Genomic DNA, 18,131 nt, shown 5'->3' with positions numbered 1-18,131 from the left:
AGGATGAAGAAGGGGGTACACAACCTTGGCTCATGCGCATAGCGTCAAGCGGTACAGGGGCTTGATGGACTGGATTACCACCGTCGATCACAAAAAAATTGCCGTTCTTTACTTAATTGCGGGCGGACTTTTCTTCGGCATCGGCGGGATTGAAGCCATTTTGATCCGGATTCAACTGATGAAGCCGATGAATGATTTTGTGTCGGCGCAAGTGTTCAACGAATTGATTACGATGCACGGAACCACGATGATTTTCCTTGGTGTCATGCCGATTATTTTTGCTATTATGAATGCGGTTGTTCCTTTGCAGATCGGGGCACGTGACGTAGCGTTCCCTTTTGTTAATGCTTTGGGCTTCTGGACCTTTTTGTTCGGCGGCCTGCTGCTCAATCTGAGCTGGGTTATGGGTGGTGCGCCGGATGCAGGGTGGACCGCGTATACACCGCTTTCCAGTACGCAGTATAGCGGAACGCATGGTGTCGACTTCTATACGATAGGTCTTCAGATTGCCGGTTTGGGTACACTCATCGGCGGTATTAACTTCCTGGCGACCATTATTACGATGCGTGCGCCAGGCATGTCTTATATGCGGATGCCGATGTTTACCTGGACAACATTTATTACTTCAGCCATTATCCTGTTTGCTTTTCCGGCCATTACGGTAGGCCTTGTGCTTCTTACGTTTGACCGGGTTCTGGGAGCGAATTTCTTTGATGTTGCGAATGGCGGTAACCCCGTGTTATGGCAGCATATCTTCTGGATTTTCGGACACCCTGAAGTGTACATTCTGATCCTGCCGGCCTTTGGTATTATCTCGGAGGTTATTCCAACCTTCGCACGCAAGCGGCTGTTTGGATACAGCTCGATGGTATTTGCTACGATACTGATTGCCTTCCTGGGCTTCATGGTATGGGCGCACCATATGTTCACTACAGGTCTCGGTACTGTCGCAAACGCGCTGTTCTCCATTTCGACCATGCTGATTGCGGTACCGACAGGTATCAAAATCTTCAACTGGCTCTTCACGATGTGGGGCGGACAGATTCGCTTCACGGCGGCAAACCTTTTTGCTGTCGGATTTGTTCCAACCTTCGTTATGGGTGGGGTTACCGGTGTCATGCTCGCATCTGCTCCTGCAGACTTTCAGTTCCATGACACATACTTTGTCGTTGCTCACTTCCACTATGTAATCGTAGGTGGACTGGTGCTTGGATTATTCGCCGGACTTCATTACTGGTGGCCAAAAATGTTTGGTCGCATTCTGAGTGAATCCCTTGGGAAGTGGACGTTCTGGACATTTATGATCGGGTTCCAGTTAACCTTCTTTGTACAGCATTTCCTCGGTCTGATGGGGATGCAGCGCCGGATCGTTACATATTTGCCGAATCAGGATTTTGACCTGCTCAATCTGGTCAGCTCCATCGGTGCATTCCTGATGGGTGTCGGGGTTATTATTTTCCTGGTAAACATCGTGATTACAACGAGAAAACCGGTGGATGCACCGAACGATCCTTGGGAAGACGGGCGTACGTTGGAATGGACCATTCCATCACCGCCGCCAGAGTACAACTTCAAACAAACACCGCTTGTACGCGGTATTGATGCATATTGGAAAGAGAAGATGGCAGGCAACAAGGAGATGACTCCGGCTGAACCGGTAGGCTCTATCCATATGCCATCTGCAACACCGTTGCCATTTGTGATGTCCGTAGGTATTTTCATCGCTGGTCTTGGACTGATGTTCAGCAAGGATAAGTTTCAGTTGGAATTCATGAATATAATCTTTAACAATTATATTGTCGTGATTATCGGTCTTCTGATTACATTTGGTGCGATGGCTCTGCGCTCCTTATATGACGATCATGGCTGGCACATTGAACCGGAGGATCAGGACGAGAAGGGGGCGAGAACATGACAACCTCACACGCCGAGCCGGTAAACGGCAAGCTGCCGCATGAACCGGAGAAGGCAACGCTGGAGGGACGCAACAAGCTGATCGGCTTCTGGCTGTTCCTTGGCGGCGAGACGGTACTGTTCGGTACACTATTCGCCACCTTCCTGGCTCTCCGCGGACAGACCAACGAAGGACCAACAGCCAATGAGTTGTTCCATTTGCCGCTTGTAGCGGCAGCGACCTTTATTCTCTTGGTCAGCAGTTTGACGAGTGTATTTGCCATTCAGGCGATGCACAAAGGGAAACGCAACGCTCTTGCTTTGTGGCTGGGCATTACCGTTGTTCTGGGCCTTGGATTCCTTGGACTGGAAATTTACGAGTTCTACGAGTATGTGAAACATAAAGAGTTTGGCATGACCACGAGTGCCTTCAGTTCAGCATTCTATACGCTGGTCGGGTTCCACGGAGCTCACGTTGCATTCGGTATTGTGTGGATCGGAATCATTATCGGGCAGCTGTTCAAAAAAGGATTAACGGTCGTAACCGCACCAAAGGTCTATGTATCTGCTATGTATTGGCATTTCATCGACGTTGTGTGGGTGTTCATCTTTACGGTCGTGTACCTGCTCGGAAAGGTGGGATAACACATGTCCGCTCAGGATCAAACAGATCAACAGCCGGTGAAGCACCGCCACCGGGCGGAAGGGCCGCAGAAGCATGTCGTCGTGTTTATTTTCTCGATTATACTCACGTTGATTGCCTTTGCAGCGGCAGCAGCCGGAGGGGTTAACACAACCTTTACGATCATTCTTATGGTTGTGATGGCGATCTTGCAGGTATTTGTGCAGCTGGGCTACTGGATGCACCTGAAAGACAAAGGTCACTTGATGCCGATTCTGTTTATGGCCTTTGGATTTTTCGTAGCTTTTACATGTATTATTATGGCCCTGTTCTGGGTTTGGTGGTAAGAGAGATGGCGGCGGCGAATTGCCGCCGTCTTTTCCCCTTTTATACGAACACAGCGCAGTGATGGTTATTAATATTCACCAAAACAGGTTCACGGGGAGGTTTCCCGTATGCTCGGGTTGCAATATTTCAGTTTTGATGATTTATGGAGTCCGCTTGTTCTTGCTCTGTTTCTGATCATCGCGGCAGCTTATCTGGTGCTGGTCGGACCGTTCAGTGAGAGAGTACAGGGTGCAGCGCCAGCAACAGTCGGGCAGAAGGTGCTGTTTCTCACAGGTCTGACTGTCCTGTATCTGGCACAGGCCGGGCCCTTCAATCTGCTGGGGCATGTCATGTTCAGCTTTCATATGATCAGTATGGCCTTGTCTTATCTGATTGCTCCACCGCTGATGATGAAGGGATTGCCTGTCTGGGTGTGGCGCAGCATCGTGCGCTGGCTGCCGAAGCGTGGACTTTCTTTTCTGGCACATCCGATTGTAGCGGCGGTGCTGTTCAACGGATTGTTTTCCCTGTACCATCTGCCGATTGTACATGATTATGTTATGTTGAATTTTACCGTTCACCGGCTGTACTATATCGTGCTGTTTATTACATCCATGCTGATGTGGTGGACGCTGCTGAATCCTTTGCCGGAAGGCAGACAAGCATCGGGCTTGTCGAAGGTTGGATTTATCTTTTTGAATATGGTGCTCCTGACACCTGCATGCGGTTTGATTATTTTTGCTTCCGAACCGTTGTATCAGACATATAGCAATCCGGCTGCATGGGCCGAAGCGATGAGGTACTGCGTATCTGGCGACTCCTCGGCGCTTCTTCGTTCGTTCGGTGGGCCGGCATTCTTTAACTTTCTGTCTTCCGCGAAGGAGGATCAGCAGGTGGGCGGTATTCTGATGAAGTTTATCCAGGAGGGGATATTTGTCTCCATGCTGGCCTATGTATTTGCACAGTGGTACCGGAAGGAGAGACAGGAAGAGGACGATGATCTTACACCTTCTGGCGGTGAAGAGCGGGGCTCGCTCAATCCGGCTGCCAAATCGTGAATATATCGTGAGCACAATGTGATGACAAAAGGGGGAACACACGATGGATATGTATTTCTGGCTGCCTACGATCAGTACTTCTTTCATTGTGATTAGTGCGGTACTTGTGGCAATTGGCTGGGCTTTAATCATACGGGGCAAACGTGAGGCACACCAGTCTGCTATGGTAGCGGGAGCGATTGCGGCTCTGATCTTTTTTGTAATATACATGTCCCGCACGATATTTGTAGGCAATACAGCCTGGGGTGGAGATCCCGATATGGAGATTTTTTACCGGATTTTTCTGATCTTTCATATTATTCTGGCTACAGTGGCTGCTGTATTTGGTATCTCAACTCTGGTGCTCGGCTTCAAAAAGAAATTCAAAACACATCGTCGCTGGGGACGATTTACTTCCTTGATCTGGTTCGGTTCAGCTCTGACAGGGGTTGTTGTATATGTGTTGTTATATATTCTATATCCAGGTGGACATACACGTCCGGTATGGGAAGCGATTCTCGGGGTGTAAGGGGGACAGGGCTGTTATAACGCTCTTCTTTCTGTAAATATATGAAATAGACGATTCTTGCAGATTATTGGTCCATACCTTCTCTCTTATTCATTCATAGAATGAGTTTGAGAGGAGGGAAACAACAATGAAAAAAGCAGTGAGCATCAGCCAAACGTATCCTCGTCTTACCGTGTATTCGGAAGAAAACTACAGAGGAAGAAGCCGCATTTATCGCGGTAATACAGGTCTTCGCAACCTGGATAACATTTTGGACGGGGTTGAGAGTCTGCGCTTCTTTTCAACAAGTGCCAACGCTACGCTTGTGCTGTTTACACGGCCGAACTTTCAGGGAGGCTTCCGGGTCTTCCGTGGAAACACCAACCTGAGAGATTTGGATGACTTGATCCGCGGTAATGATGTCGAATCGTTGATCTCCACCAACGAGCGTCTTACGCTGGCCGAGATTCGGGCCATTCGTCGAAACCGCAGCCTGCCCGCAGGCTACACTCTTGTATAAAGCTCATGCCTCTTCTGCGATAAGATGACCGGATTTAAAAGAGCCGTACCCGCTGTGATTCATTCACAGTACCGGGTATGGCTCTTTTTTTGGTTGCATTGCAGCAGGTACGTCAATCCCCGCCACCTCCGCCACTATCTCCTCCGCCACCGCTGTCCCCGCCGCTGTCGCTGCTTCCATGATCACTGCTGGAATGGTGATGAGACCCCGATGAAGAATTCGTATCGTGATAGTGGTGATCATGGTGATGATGATGTCGATGATCATGAGAATGCCTGGGATGAGCATCCGTGGAAAAGTCAGAGGTCATCATCGAAGAAGAGGATGCAGCGGAATCGGACTCGCGTCTGTTTTGTCTGGCGTCCTGTTTGGTGTTGTGTTTCGCCGTATGATGCCGATCAGAATCACTTCGAATGATAAGCCAGATCATCGCCAAAATAAAAATGAAAACAAGTATGGGCTCAATTAGCCACCCCATAGGGGATCATTCCTCTCTTCTAAGCTTTGTTTATTTTATCGCAGAATGCATGTTTTTCCTATCCTGCTTTCCTGATTCAGGAAAAAAGGAGTTGACGGAATTAGAGATGGGTCTGTATACTGTGTATATTGATATATACAGTAGACACAGTGAAACAATCAAAAGCACAGTAGAGCAATGAACATAATGTAAGACAGTTGAAAGGCAGGCATGAATATGGATGCATGGAAGCAAGCGTGGTGGCTGACCCGCAATGAGTTCAAGAAGGATAAGCTGCAGTGGTTATGGACCGCCATATTTATGATCTATACGGGCAGTATGAGCGGTGTGCTGTTGATTGGGCAACAGGAAAGCAATCTTGTTAATCCGGTGGTGGATGCGTTTTTTTTGATTATGCTGCCGTTCCAAGGATTTCTCTTTAGCAGACGTTCCTTCCGATACATACAGGAGGACTCTTACACACAGATGCTGGCCTATTATCGCAGACTTCCGATCCCGAATGAGACGGTGATGTGGTCAAGACTGCAGCAATCTCTGATTGCGTTTGCGTACAATGGATTCTTTTTCTACGGATCACTATATGCTGTCAGACTGCATACGGAGAACTTCACATGGGATCAGTATTTGGCCTTTGCGCTGAGCTGCACAGGATATGGGCTGTTGATTACGGGTTTGTATATTTACGGGGAGTTTTTGTTTAGCGGGAAAAAATATTTGCTTCTCAGCTTTTTGTTTCTGCCAATGACGATTGTTATATCCTTGGTGATTCGTATGTCGGGCAACTATGGATTCTGGTATGTCATTCACTATAGTAAAGCCTGGGGCTTGTTATCTCCGATGATGTGGATTGCAATGGTTGCTGGATTAGCAGTGTTGTGGGGATTCAGTCGATTAACACTGAGGAAGCTGGCCGTAAGGGATTTGAATTAGAGACAGTTGGGATGAATTGATTACGAGAAGAATATGGATGAAGCCGGCACGTTCAGGCAAGTGAATGAAGTGTACCGGAGGCGAGGTGCAAGTTGTGAAAATACCCATTCAAATCAATGAAAATAGCGCTGAACCTTTGTATCACCAGATTGAGAATCAGTTAAGGTCGTTAATTATAACGGGTCAATTGGGGGAGGGGACACATTTGCCGTCCATTCGTGAGTTTGCCGGGGCACTGAATTGCAGTGTGATTACGGTTAGACGGGTCTATCAGGATCTGGAGAATGAAGGTCTGCTTCGTACGAAGCAGGGGACAGGTACATTTGTGGCCCAGGTTGAGGCAGGAGATCGGGAAATTTACAGGCTGAAGGCTGCGGAGGAAGCGATGCAGGCTGCGGTACAGTCAGGCAAGGCTGTTGGTTGTACCGAAGAAGAGATGGAAAGTTTGTTTCGGGAAGCGCTGAGAGCAATCTATTCCAAATAAAAGGGGGGAGGTAGTCATATGGCAGAACCGATAGCTATTCAGTTAAACGGGGTATCTAAAATGCGTAAGCGCAGGGTTATCGGACCGATTGATCTGACCATCCCGGAGGGCTATGTGGTGGCTATTCTGGGGCATAACGGCTCTGGCAAAAGCACACTTCTGAATATGCTGCAGCAAATTGTACTGCCGGACAGCGGAGAGATCATATGGTTTGGACAGGAGCATTCGGGATCGCTTCCGATTGAGCTGAGGCAGCAGATCGGCTTTGTGGCCGATAACAGTGGTCTGGAAGAGAACCGGATGACACCGCAGGAGGCTGCTGATTTTCGGTCACATTGGTACCCGAGGTGGGATATAAAGCTGTTTCAACAGCTGATAGAAGACATGGATGTGCCAAGTGATGTGAAGCTCAACAAGATGTCCAAGGGAGAACGGCGGAAATTCGAGATTGCCGCAGCGCTTGCGGCTCGTCCGAAGCTTCTGCTGCTGGATGAACCTTCATCCGGTCTTGATCCTTTTGCATGGAAGGTCATGGTTGAACAGTTCCGTGATTATATGAAAGGTGGAGATACGACCATTCTCATTGCCACTCATATTGCAGATGAAGTGAAACGGCTTGCGGACTATATCGTATTGATGCATCGCGGTCAGGTTCTGGGTATGGCAGAGAAGGACCTTGTGCTCGGGCAATGGAAGGAAATCTGGTATGAAGGGGATTTGCGGCCTGAGAGTATTCCCGGGGCGGTGGAATCTTTTCGGGAAGAGAATGGATTGATCCGTGTCATTACAACCCGGGTGAGCGAGGCTCAGGAAAGGCTGGAGTTGTCCAATCACCGGGTGCTTCAGATTCGCAATCTGGAGCTGGGAGAAGTGCTGGAATATTGGATCGCCGGGTATGCACCCGTACAGTGGAGATAACCGAAGGGAGACGATTCTGAATGAACCGATTGGAATTGAAGCAAGTCGTCAAACAATACGCAGACAAGACAGCCGTTAATGGAGTAACACTGAATGTCAAAGAGGGTGAGATTTATGGGCTGCTCGGAGCCAACGGCGCAGGTAAAACAACTACAATGCGCATGGTGCTGGGGCTGATTCACCCGGATGGCGGTAACATTTTATACAACGGCAAGCCTTATAACACGGAGCTGCAGCAGATTATGGGCTACTTGCCCGAAGAACGCGGGTTGTATCCGAAAGTAAAGGTAAGTGAACAGATCAATTATCTGGCACGCCTGCGTGGCATGAAAGCCAAAGATGCTGATGAGAGCTTGAAATACTGGTTAAAGCGGTTTGAAGTGCCGGAATATTACGATAAAAAGATTGAAGAGTTATCCAAAGGGAATCAGCAGAAGATGGGTTTTATTGCAGCAGTGGTGCACAGACCTCAGATTCTGATTCTGGATGAGGCGTTTAGCGGACTTGATCCGGTTAACGTGGAGCTGCTTAAATCTACGGTTAAGGAACTGCGTGATGAAGGTACGGCGATCCTGTTCTCCACGCATCGTATGGAGCATGTTGAGGAATTGTGTCGTCAGATCACGATATTGCATCGCTCTAACACAGTGGTGCAGGGTGAGATCAAGGAAATTAAAAGCCGTTATCCGCGTGAACAGGTGTATCTCAGCACGATTGGACAGGTGGATGGTTTGGAGCAGCTGGCAGGTGTAAAACACGTGGAGCACAACGAACGCGGATATCTGATCCATGTCAGCCAAGCTGAGGCGGCTCAGGAGATTCTGAAAACGGCGATGAGTCAGACGACCGTAGAGCATTTTGAGATCAAGGAACCAACGCTTAACCAAATCTTTATTCGTGAGGTAGGTGAGTCGAATGAATAAAATGGGCACAATTACAGGTTTTACGTTCAAAAACAAAGTAAAAACGAAGTCGTTTATGGTCACGACGATTGTACTTGCACTTTTAATTACGATTGGACTCAATGTTCCATATTTCATTACCTTATTTAATGGCGGCTCCATTGGTGGCGGAGCTTCGAGCAGTAATCCCGTAAACATTGGAGTTCTGACAACAGAGCAGCAGGACGTGGCACAGAAGCTGGAGAAATTCTCTTCTGCACAGGGTAATCAGGCTTATCGTCTGATTATGGGTGGAGATAAGGATGAAGCGGCGCTGAAAGAAGACGTAAATAAAGGTGTAATCGACGGTTATTTGAAGCTTGAAACGGTACAAGGACAGGAGTTCCCGCAGCCTGTGCTCTATTCCTCAGACGATATTTCACCGCAGATTATTACGTCGCTTGAAGCGGCCTTGCAGAGTGTGAAGCTGGATGTCGTCGTTAAGGATGTGCTGACCGCCGAACAAAAGGCGCTGATCACCACACCTGTAAAGCTGACTGCTCAGAGTTTAAGCACAGATGAAGGAGAAGCGGGTGCGGGTTCGGAAAAATCGATGAGTCCGATTAACTACATCGTAGTCTATCTCTTGATCATCCTGCTGTTCACATCCACAATGATGACAGGTAATATGATTGCTTCCGAGATTACAGCCGAGAAAAGCTCGCGCATCATGGAAATTCTGATTACAAGTGTATCTCCGCTCAGTCAGATGTTCGGCAAAATTATCGGTATCTTCATGGTAGGCCTGCTGCAGATCGGTATCTTCGGAGCTGTAGTGGCCGGTAACATCATGCTGCCGCATAACCGAGCAGTGCTTGGTGATCTTAATATGAGTGTTAACGACATTAATATAGCGGTGATCGTATACGGGCTTATTTTCTACATTCTGGGTTACTTCCTGTATGCCGTTATGTTTGCAGCTATTGGTTCGATGGTAAGCCGCACGGAAGAGCTTGGTCAGGCTGTGCTGCCAATCACGATGCTCTCGCTGGTGTCCTTCTATATTGCGATTTTCAGCATCTCTACACCCAATATTTTATTGTTGAAAATCGCAAGCTTCATTCCGTTCACCTCGCCAACGGCGATTCTGGTACGGATCGGGGCAGGAGTTGCGCCAACCTGGGAGATTCTGATCTCCCTTGCCATTCTGGCCGTATCCATCCTGGTCTTCGGCTGGCTGGCAGCCAAGATCTATCGTACGGGCGTACTAATGTACGGTAAACGTCCAACCTTCAAAGAGCTGTTCAAAGCGATGAAGGCGTACAAGATTTAATTGGGAAGTGCAACAACAACAACGAACAAACAGCACCACTATCAGGGGAGTCTAGAACCTGCTACATCCAAAAGGGTACACCCTAGAATCAAGTTTTCCAGTATGGAAGAAGAGATGGCTTACTTGCGGGCGGAGATTGAATCATAACAGTAAAAGACCGCTTCTCAAGTGTAGAGAGCGGTCTTTTGCTATTGTGAATCTTGAATCACTCTTATTATTTCGCAATTAGGCATCTTTTGATTTGGTTCAAGGAACTTTATAAACCCATTTGCTGAATAATCAATTGAATGTATAATGATTATTCGAGGTGATAATGATGGCAAGATCCAAAGAATTTGAAATAAATGAAGTATTAGATAGAGCAATGCACCTTTTTTGGACCCAAGGGTATGAGAAAACCTCCATGCAAGACTTAGTGGATTATATGGGCATTCATCGAAGAAGCATATATGATACGTTTGGGGATAAGCATGCCTTATATTTGAAAGCTCTAGAGCGATATGAAGCGAAACAGACCAGCAAAATAAAGTTTCTGACCCAAAATCAAAAATCGATTAAACTGGTGCTACGCGAGATGTTTGAATCTACGATAAGAAAAGAAGGCGAACCCATAGGTTGTTTCATGGTAAATTCAGGTGTGGAACTGGGTGCTTTAGATCCTGAAGTCTCTTCTTTAGTAAATGAGAGTTATACTCGAACAGAGGAATTTTTGTCAACACTTATACAAACAGGACAACAAACAGGTGAAATTAAGAGAGACTTGAACCCGGTAGCTACTGCTCACTTTCTAATGAACACTTGGCTAGGACTACGCACACTCGTTAAGACGACGTCAGATCAGCGGAAATTAATGAGTATTATAGACATGTCACTTTCAATTTTAGATTAATTTACTATTAGATATATATAATGTTGTTTGGGGTGGGCTAATTCCTTCGTAGGTCACATTCACCGCACTATGAACTGGTATTGAATGCCCATCTGTTCAAGTCCAAAGAAAATCTAAGTTAACGAAAGAATCAAGCGAAAATTCTTTACTGATCGTTCTCAAAATGTTATACTCCGATTAAGAAATTATTTTTTTATCTTTATTAGAATGAACGTTCTAATAAAAGGTGGTTATCTATACTAATTCTGTACTATAAGAGGGAGAGAATAACATGAAATACACCGTAATTACAGGAGCAAGTTCAGGCATTGGATATGAAACAGCATTAGCATTTGCAGCACGGGGGAAAAATTTAATTTTGGTGGCCAGAAGATTGGATAAGCTGGAAGAACTTAAAGCTACAATCCAAGGCATTGATACTAAAGTAAATGTTATTGTTCAACAAAGTGACCTGTCCGTATCCTCTGAAGCTTATGCGCTGTATAACAATTTGAAACAATATGAAATTGAAACGTGGATCAATAATGCTGGGCTTGGAGAAGGCTCCGTCATAGCTGAACAGAATTTGGACAAAGTAGAAACCATGCTGCGTGTTAATATCGAATCTTTGACCATTTTATCTACATTGTATGTTCGAGATTATGCAGATGTTGAAGGCACTCAATTGATTAACGTCTCTTCCGCACTCGGATATGCAATTGCAGTGGGCAGCGTGGCTTATTCCGCATCGAAATACTATGTTAGTGCCTTTACAGAAGGTCTTGCCAAAGAACTGGAACTGAAGGGGGCAAAACTTAAAGCGAAGATTTTGGCACCAGCAATTACGGAAACAGAATTTGTTCAAAAATCAATCGATGCTGAAGGATTTGATTACAAAGCAAATATGACTAAATATCACACGGCTAAAGAAATGGCTGGATTCATGGTGGATCTCTATGAACATGAAGACGTAGTCGTAGGAATTGTAGATCAGAACTATGATTTCCACTTAAGAGGCGCAATATATCCGGTTATTTCAGAATTGAGTTAATTATCATAAATGTAAAAAATCAATAATAAAGAGAATATTTCGAATTCTGGCATAAGGTATTTAGGATTGAAATTATCGCATTAATTCGTTTCTAACACAGAAAAGATGGAGTTTAAGCTGTTGCCGTTGCAACGATGAAAAAGCGCAGGCAGGAGGAGATAAAATCTTCTCTGCTTGCGCTTTTTATTTGTAGTGTTAGTTACGGAGTTAACCTTTCAGGCTTTTGCCGTTCGTAGCGATGACTTCTTTGTACCAGTCGAACGATTTTTTCTTGTAACGCTCGAGCGTACCGGAGCCATCATCATGACGGTCTACGTAGATGAATCCGTAGCGTTTTTTCAGCTGTGCTGTCGATGCGCTGACGAGGTCGATACATCCCCAAGTGGTGTAGCCCATCACTTCAAGCATATCACTATGCTTAGATCTACAAGTCTTTGATTTCATTCAAGCGTAAGTATATCTTTTGCCTTGTTTTTATTGGTAAGACCCAGGCCAGGGATCAAGATCAGTGCCAGAATCATCGTGGCTACAAGAAAACCGATATGGTACCCCTGCAATTGATTTGCAATGGTTGGATGCAAGCCTTGTATGACCGTTGCGACAGTCGTTGCAATAATCGCTGAACCAAAGCTTGAACCCAGGTTTTCAATGATGTTTATCCCAACACCCGCCTCTGGAAGCTGCTTGCTGTCGAGTCCAGTGTATGCTTCGCTCATTAAAGGAAGACTAATGCCCCCAACACTGGCGCCACGAATGAATAAGATTATCGAAATCCAAATCATACTGGTACGATCTGTAATGAAGATAAATGGAATAGATCCGATAAGGGAAAGAAAAAGACTGACGATCAGCACATATTTTGCGCCAACTCTGTCGATCATTTTTCCAATGAAAGGCCGAGTGATCAGCATACCAACGCCTTGAGGGATTAGTGCAATTGCTGTTTGAATTAATGTGAAGTCTAGAAAGGTTTGAAAGAACAAGGGGAGTATTAACATTGGACCCATAATAGCGATATTTGCCAAAAATAGCCCCGCGCTTGATGCGGCAAAGTTTCTGTGTGCAAACAAATTCATGGGCAGAACGGTTTCATTCCTTTGAATACGATTATAAGCGAAGTAGATGAGGGCCAAAACAAGGCCAATTCCCATCCACAAGATAGTTTCGTCATTGTTGAAAGTGGCATGATCTGCTGCTTTGGTTATTCCATAAATGAAAGTCGCGCTCATCATAGATAAAACCATAATTCCAAATAGATCGAGCTTGCTTTCTTTGTTAAAGGGCTCAAAGTCTGGAATCTTTCTCATCATTAATGGTGCAGAGATCAATACAATGAGTACGTTAATGAAAAAGATCCATTGCCAAGATGCAATCTGAACGATAAATCCTCCGATAATGGGTCCCAAGATGGGGCCAAAGATCATAGGAGTACTTACGATCGCCATGACTCTGCCTAAATAGTCTTGCCCCGTTGTTTTAACCAAGAGGGTAAACATAAGTGTGGTAATGACTCCGGCACTACATCCCTGAAGCAAACGGAAGAAGATAAAACTGGATATATCCCAGCTAACACCTGTTAGCACAGAGATTACACCAAAAGCAATGACAGCTCCAATGAATACCTTCTTCCCATTAAATTGATTCATAAGCCAGCCAGATACAGGAACCGTTATCGCAAGGGCTAAAATATATCCTGTAATGGCCCATTGAATAGTGCCCAATGTGGTATGAAAATCTGTAGTGAGTTGATTTACGGCAATGTTCACCATTGTAGAATCCAGCATAGGAGCTATTGCGCCAAGAGCAATGGCCCAAGCGGTTATAAGAATATGTTTCGGTATTCGTTGTTCTTTTACTTTATCTGCGGTCATATTTAGACTCCTTTATTCGTTTTAGTTTCCTTGTCAACCAAAATTCTATCCGCATTTAGTTTCCTTGTCAACAATAAAAAGGGTGTAAAAAAAGCATCCATTTCTCTTCAGAGAAGGTTGCTCTTGGTTTTATTATTAAATTATTTGTTATTTACTTCGTTATTTACTTATATCCAAACCTTGTTTCTTTATTTCAGTGTCCAAATGTTTACTGTACAGTTCAATGAAGTTCAGCATGCGATCGAATTGCTCTTCCGTTACATGATTGAATACAGACTCATCTCTCGCCTGAAACTCTTTATGAAGTTTCTCATGAATGTCAAATATGACTCTGCCTTGCTTGGTGAGTTTAAAAAAGACTTCTTTCTTATTGTTCGCTTTCTGATAATCTTCGATCAGACCTTTTTCAATGAGTTTCTTCGTTAATTTACTTATAGCGCCCTTGGTCATATAGAGGGATTCTGCCAGCTTGGTTACATTGGAATCCACATTCTTCTCTATAAATTCAATGCAATGGACTTCAGAGGGCTTATACCCTTGAAGACTGCTTTCCATTTTCGATTTATTAATCCAGACCAACTTGTTAAATAAATCTCTGAAATTCAGCATGACCTGTTCTTGCTTGTTCATGGTTAGTCACCCCGTATCATTTGTAAGATAAAAAAGACTGAACAGAGACGTACCGCTATACATAATAGTTACATGAGCAGTATCACTGACGGCAAGTATCTCCTAAAATAGACTATACCCTTTATAAGGTAAAATCAAATGAATCGAATTCTGTTTTGGCATGACATTGTGGAGAAGAGAGATGGAACGCAGCTTCTAAAAAAAGGACGATGCTTCTAATCATTTATGCATACAATTCGCCGGGCAAGGTTAGTATAACCTTCAATGGTGAAGTTGATCATCCGAACACATGACTTCACGGGAAAGGAATGTGCGACATGCCAGAATGGTTAGAGGTTATTTTACGAACACTTTCTGCCGTAACGATCTTGTTTCTCATCACCAAAATTTTAGGCAAACGGCAGATATCAGAACTATCTTTGTTTGAATATATTACGGGCATCACTTTGGGGAACCTGGTTGGATACATATCACTGGATACAGACACAAGCTGGTACCTGGGCTTTCTTGCCGTGTTCGTATGGGTTTCTGTCTCTGCAGGAGCGGAATATTTGACGATGAAAAGTAAAAAAATCCGGGATATTGTGGACGGAAGATCAACGATTCTTATTGAAAATGGAGCCGTTATTCAAGAGAATCTAAAGAAGGAAAGGCTGACCATTGATGAATTTCTGGAGCAGCTTCGCAAAAAAGATGTGTTCCGGGTTGCCGATGTGGAATTTGCAATAATGGAGCAGAGCGGGGATATCAGTGTCATGTTAAAAAAGGAATATCAGCCGCTTACCGCTGATTTGCTGGGTTATCGTCTTTCGTCTGAAAAGGAGCCGCGAACGATTATTATGGATGGAAATATTTTGCCCGAATCTCTTCAGGGTGCTGGATTAAGTGAGGATTGGGTAAAAAAAGAACTGCGCAAGCTTAACGTCACATTGAATCAGGTATCGATTGGTCAAGTGGATAGTAAAGGAGAACTGACCGTGCAGACTGGAACGGAAGCTTTGCCCAAGCCGGCTAATTCGAATCCGAATGATCAGATTAAAGATCTGGTACAGCGATTGCAGGATGATCTGAAGATGCGTAAGCAGCTTGCCTCTAACGATAAGGATCGACTCGAATATCAGGAAGCGCTGAATCAATTTCAGACGGCCATGCATGCATATCAGACCAAAAAACAATCGTGACCAATGACCGATCACATAGTCTAATTGATATAGAAGACCCGGCGCGAGCCAGGGCTCTTTTATTGTTTCAGTTTATAAAATATGGAACGATACCCACCTTTGACCGTATACTAGAAGAGCATATACTGGTTTGATACAAGTCTAGTGCTTAATTTTTTATACGACAAAGGAGAATACATATTATATGAAGCAATGGAAACGTGTGCTCTTATCCCTTACCATCTCGGCAGGCTTGCTTGCATCAGCAGTACCGGCAATGGCTGCTCCGCAGGAAACGGCTGTCAAAGTAAATAATCAGGCGGTTGAATATACGACTGGAGCACCAATTGTGCAGAAAGGAACAACTCTGGTTCCGCTGCGTACAACGCTGGATGCTATGGACGTGAAATTGGCGGGAACGAGCAATGATAGCATTACGGCAATTGTCAATGGCAAGACGATTACCCTGAAAAGCAAACTTGTACGCATCAACGGCGTTACTTATGCGCCTATTCGCATCGTTGGGGATGCTGCAGGATATGAGGTTCGTTGGGATAAAGCTGCACGCACGGTGCTGCTGGTATCCAAAAGCGATGGCTCGGTCGAAACCGCTCAAAATGGTGGGCGCGGCTTTATGTGGGAAGTGCAGCATAACGGCAACACCGTTTATCTGGTAGGTTCGATGCATGTGGCAGACAAGAGCTTTTACCCGCTGCGCCCAGAATTTGAAGAAGCCTTTGCGGAGGCTGACTATCTCGGTGTTGAGGTAGACATCAGCAAAGCAGCGGACGAGGAGCAGCAGAAGCTGGTGTTAAGTCTGGGATCATATCAGGATGGTACGACCTTGAAGGATCATGTTTCGAGTGAGACGTACAGCAAGCTCGGGGATATTTTGAAGAAAAAGGGGTTAGAGCCTGACGCGTTCGATGCATTCAAGCCTTGGGTAGTGGAAAGCACACTGGCAAGTCTGAAAACATCAACAGCTGGACTGGAAGCATCGTCCGGTGTGGATTTGTATTTTATTCAAAAAGCGATAGAGCGAAAAATCCCGGTTATTGAACTCGAGTCTTACCAATCTCAACTGGGGATGTTTGATAAATTTTCGAAAGAGCTGCAGGAAAAAACACTGCGCTCTACAATCGACAACTTCGATGTACTCGATAACACGGTGAATCAGATGGCTGAGATGTGGAAAACAGGTAATGATGAGCAATTACTGGAGCTGACAAACAGCTTCTCGGATGACGAGGAGTACAATAAAGCGATGTTGATTGACCGTAATATCGGCATGGCTGACAAAATTGATGGTTATCTGAAAAATGGTAAAGGTGAAGAATACTTTATCGTGGTTGGAGCAGCGCACTATTTGGGTGATCACGGGATCGTAAAACTGCTTGAGGATAAGGGATATAAGGTAGAACGTAAGTAAGGGCTCGTTTAATAGAAACTGAATTGTTAAATTGCATAGAAATGTTTTTCAGACTATATAGGGACCACTCGTTCTGCGGGTGGTTTTGCTTTGGTCAGCAATATGTTCAGATCTAAACATCTCAGCAAAAGTACAACTTGTATGATGGAATCGGAGCAGGGCTGAAATTAAATAAAGATGCGTATGAGGAATCGAGATATCAGTTTTCACTAACTACTAAAACAAGCTTCTATATTACGAACAATGGAATTAGGGTAGTGTTTGATCCGTATGAAGTGGGGCCTTATGCTGTCGGCTTCATTGAGGTGAAGGTGCATTTGATAAAAATAATGTGGATACCTACGCAACGATGTTCAATCTGAGTAAAGATGTTCCAGCCACAGCAGAAGCCATGAAGAAAATAGCTGGTGAATCATATGTGGATGATGGGCACTCAAGGTTGTACAAGGATTTAAGCCTTCACGATGAGAACGTTTAAGGATGTTGAACAGGTTCTGGGAAAAGTAAAGCGATACAAACACCCTGATTCTGATAAAGGCCAGATGATCATCTATGAATATGGTAGTTATTTATTGGGTTTTACTGCAAATTATGATGATGACGATGAAAATATTAAAGCCATTATGATAGCAGAACGATAAATGAAGTTCTTATAATGAAGTGAGCTTCTGCTATGATCCTGAAGCTGGAGTTTATAAATACGTTAGTCTCTTTATACGGCGTTTGGAATCATTCTGAGCTTAACTCCTGCTAAATCAGCAGCCAGGAGTTAAGCCTTTTAATAGGGGAAACAGTTAAGAGCAAATCAGATAATTTCATAATGAAAAAAAAGAGTTTACAAGTAGAAGTGATTCGTGGTATATTCTAATTCCGGCCAAGAAAACACAGTTTACACGGTGCGGCAAGCAACTTGAAAAATGCTTCGAAAGAAGCTTGAAAAAAAGAGCTTGCAAAGTTGGCTCGGACATGATAAGATATAAGAGTTGCTGAAGCGAATGAGCGACGGTGATGAAAAAAAAGTTTGATCTTTGAAAACTGAACAACGAGTGAGTACTGATCTTGCTTGCAAGATCAACAATGAGATTTATAATCTCGTCAGATTCAAAATGAGCTAATCGCTCTTTTCAATACTTTATTGGAGAGTTTGATCCTGGCTCAGGACGAACGCTGGCGGCATGCCTAATACATGCA

At 44.8% G+C, this 18,131-nt stretch carries 21 protein-coding genes and 1 rRNA gene; 18 read left to right on the top strand and 4 right to left on the bottom strand.

Going from position 1 to position 18,131, the window contains the following annotated elements; genetic code table 11:
• Nucleotides 1-64: 64 nt before the first annotated feature.
• The 6 genes from ctaD (at nt 65) to ACQSGY_RS26635 (ending at nt 4,907) form a co-directional block, all read left to right on the top strand.
• Nucleotides 65-1,915, top strand: a complete 1,851-nt coding sequence (ctaD, locus tag ACQSGY_RS26660; RefSeq protein WP_427181660.1) for a cytochrome c oxidase subunit I — start codon at nt 65-67, stop codon at nt 1,913-1,915.
• Nucleotides 1,912-2,538, top strand: coding sequence for a cytochrome (ubi)quinol oxidase subunit III (locus tag ACQSGY_RS26655; RefSeq protein ID WP_111272194.1), 627 nt, complete (start codon nt 1,912-1,914; stop codon nt 2,536-2,538). Before ctaD ends, ACQSGY_RS26655 begins: the two co-directional genes overlap by 4 nt.
• A gap of 3 nt (nt 2,539-2,541) precedes the next feature.
• Nucleotides 2,542-2,862 (top strand): cytochrome C oxidase subunit IV family protein, encoded by a 321-nt coding sequence (locus ACQSGY_RS26650; RefSeq protein WP_145405727.1) that lies wholly within the window; start codon nt 2,542-2,544, stop codon nt 2,860-2,862.
• Between the two features lie 108 nt (nt 2,863-2,970).
• The gene (gene ctaG, locus ACQSGY_RS26645; protein ID WP_216520113.1) at nt 2,971-3,900 is read left to right on the top strand and encodes a cytochrome c oxidase assembly factor CtaG; all 930 of its coding nucleotides are present in this window, start codon (nt 2,971-2,973) and stop codon (nt 3,898-3,900) included.
• 43 nt (nt 3,901-3,943) lie between these two features.
• Entirely contained in the window at nt 3,944-4,408 is a 465-nt protein-coding gene (locus ACQSGY_RS26640; protein WP_427181625.1) for a DUF420 domain-containing protein, read from the top strand.
• A 127-nt stretch (nt 4,409-4,535) separates the two neighbouring features.
• The gene (locus ACQSGY_RS26635) at nt 4,536-4,907 is read left to right on the top strand and encodes a hypothetical protein (RefSeq protein WP_427181624.1); all 372 of its coding nucleotides are present in this window, start codon (nt 4,536-4,538) and stop codon (nt 4,905-4,907) included.
• A gap of 112 nt (nt 4,908-5,019) precedes the next feature.
• Here the strand turns inward: ACQSGY_RS26635 and ACQSGY_RS26630 are convergent, their stop codons facing one another.
• Nucleotides 5,020-5,385: a hypothetical protein gene (locus ACQSGY_RS26630; protein WP_427181623.1), complete on the bottom strand. Its 366-nt coding sequence runs from the start codon at nt 5,383-5,385 to the stop codon at nt 5,020-5,022.
• Between the two features lie 216 nt (nt 5,386-5,601).
• Here ACQSGY_RS26630 and ACQSGY_RS26625 point away from each other — a divergent pair, with 216 nt between their 5' ends.
• The 7 genes from ACQSGY_RS26625 to ACQSGY_RS26595 all read left to right on the top strand — a co-directional run bounded on the left by ACQSGY_RS26625 (nt 5,602) and on the right by ACQSGY_RS26595 (nt 11,850).
• Entirely contained in the window at nt 5,602-6,315 is a 714-nt protein-coding gene (locus ACQSGY_RS26625; protein WP_216520121.1) for a hypothetical protein, read from the top strand.
• A 94-nt stretch (nt 6,316-6,409) separates the two neighbouring features.
• Nucleotides 6,410-6,799: a GntR family transcriptional regulator gene (locus ACQSGY_RS26620; protein WP_427181659.1), complete on the top strand. Its 390-nt coding sequence runs from the start codon at nt 6,410-6,412 to the stop codon at nt 6,797-6,799.
• An 18-nt stretch (nt 6,800-6,817) separates the two neighbouring features.
• Complete coding sequence (locus tag ACQSGY_RS26615; RefSeq protein WP_427181622.1) at nt 6,818-7,717, top strand: ABC transporter ATP-binding protein; 900 nt, start codon at nt 6,818-6,820, stop codon at nt 7,715-7,717.
• Nucleotides 7,718-7,737: 20 nt separating this feature from the next.
• Nucleotides 7,738-8,640, top strand: a complete 903-nt coding sequence (locus tag ACQSGY_RS26610; protein WP_427181621.1) for an ABC transporter ATP-binding protein — start codon at nt 7,738-7,740, stop codon at nt 8,638-8,640.
• Nucleotides 8,633-9,931: an ABC transporter permease gene (locus ACQSGY_RS26605; protein WP_427181658.1), complete on the top strand. Its 1,299-nt coding sequence runs from the start codon at nt 8,633-8,635 to the stop codon at nt 9,929-9,931. The genes ACQSGY_RS26610 and ACQSGY_RS26605 overlap by 8 nt, the downstream gene beginning before the upstream one ends.
• A gap of 316 nt (nt 9,932-10,247) precedes the next feature.
• Nucleotides 10,248-10,820, top strand: a complete 573-nt coding sequence (locus tag ACQSGY_RS26600; RefSeq protein WP_427181657.1) for a TetR/AcrR family transcriptional regulator — start codon at nt 10,248-10,250, stop codon at nt 10,818-10,820.
• 271 nt (nt 10,821-11,091) lie between these two features.
• Nucleotides 11,092-11,850: an SDR family NAD(P)-dependent oxidoreductase gene (locus tag ACQSGY_RS26595; RefSeq protein ID WP_427181620.1), complete on the top strand. Its 759-nt coding sequence runs from the start codon at nt 11,092-11,094 to the stop codon at nt 11,848-11,850.
• Between the two features lie 207 nt (nt 11,851-12,057).
• Here ACQSGY_RS26595 and ACQSGY_RS26590 read toward each other — a convergent pair whose 3' ends face one another.
• From ACQSGY_RS26590 to ACQSGY_RS26580, 3 genes are all read right to left on the bottom strand, one after another.
• Complete coding sequence (locus tag ACQSGY_RS26590; protein WP_427181619.1) at nt 12,058-12,294, bottom strand: family 1 glycosylhydrolase; 237 nt, start codon at nt 12,292-12,294, stop codon at nt 12,058-12,060.
• Nucleotides 12,291-13,721 (bottom strand): MDR family MFS transporter, encoded by a 1,431-nt coding sequence (locus ACQSGY_RS26585; protein WP_427181618.1) that lies wholly within the window; start codon nt 13,719-13,721, stop codon nt 12,291-12,293. Before ACQSGY_RS26585 ends, ACQSGY_RS26590 begins: the two co-directional genes overlap by 4 nt.
• Before the next feature lie 159 nt (nt 13,722-13,880).
• Nucleotides 13,881-14,351, bottom strand: coding sequence for a MarR family transcriptional regulator (locus ACQSGY_RS26580; protein ID WP_427181617.1), 471 nt, complete (start codon nt 14,349-14,351; stop codon nt 13,881-13,883).
• 317 nt (nt 14,352-14,668) lie between these two features.
• On the opposite strand from ACQSGY_RS26580, the gene ACQSGY_RS26575 reads away from it, so the two are divergent.
• The 5 genes from ACQSGY_RS26575 to ACQSGY_RS26555 all read left to right on the top strand — a co-directional run.
• Nucleotides 14,669-15,532: a DUF421 domain-containing protein gene (locus ACQSGY_RS26575; protein WP_427181616.1), complete on the top strand. Its 864-nt coding sequence runs from the start codon at nt 14,669-14,671 to the stop codon at nt 15,530-15,532.
• A gap of 184 nt (nt 15,533-15,716) precedes the next feature.
• Complete coding sequence (locus ACQSGY_RS26570; RefSeq protein ID WP_427181615.1) at nt 15,717-16,940, top strand: TraB/GumN family protein; 1,224 nt, start codon at nt 15,717-15,719, stop codon at nt 16,938-16,940.
• 137 nt (nt 16,941-17,077) lie between these two features.
• Complete coding sequence (locus tag ACQSGY_RS26565) at nt 17,078-17,302, top strand: RsiV family protein (RefSeq protein WP_427181614.1); 225 nt, start codon at nt 17,078-17,080, stop codon at nt 17,300-17,302.
• A 102-nt stretch (nt 17,303-17,404) separates the two neighbouring features.
• Nucleotides 17,405-17,581: a hypothetical protein gene (locus ACQSGY_RS26560; protein ID WP_248064740.1), complete on the top strand. Its 177-nt coding sequence runs from the start codon at nt 17,405-17,407 to the stop codon at nt 17,579-17,581.
• 491 nt (nt 17,582-18,072) lie between these two features.
• A 16S ribosomal RNA gene (locus ACQSGY_RS26555) occupies nt 18,073-18,131 on the top strand; the annotation flags it as partial.

Source organism: Paenibacillus sp. TC-CSREp1 (assembly GCF_050171015.1).
GTDB classification, from domain to species: Bacteria; Bacillota; Bacilli; order Paenibacillales; family Paenibacillaceae; genus Paenibacillus; species Paenibacillus silvae.
The sequence above is the reverse complement of the archived record's forward strand: the minus strand, read 5'-3'. Positions and strand labels throughout refer to the sequence as shown.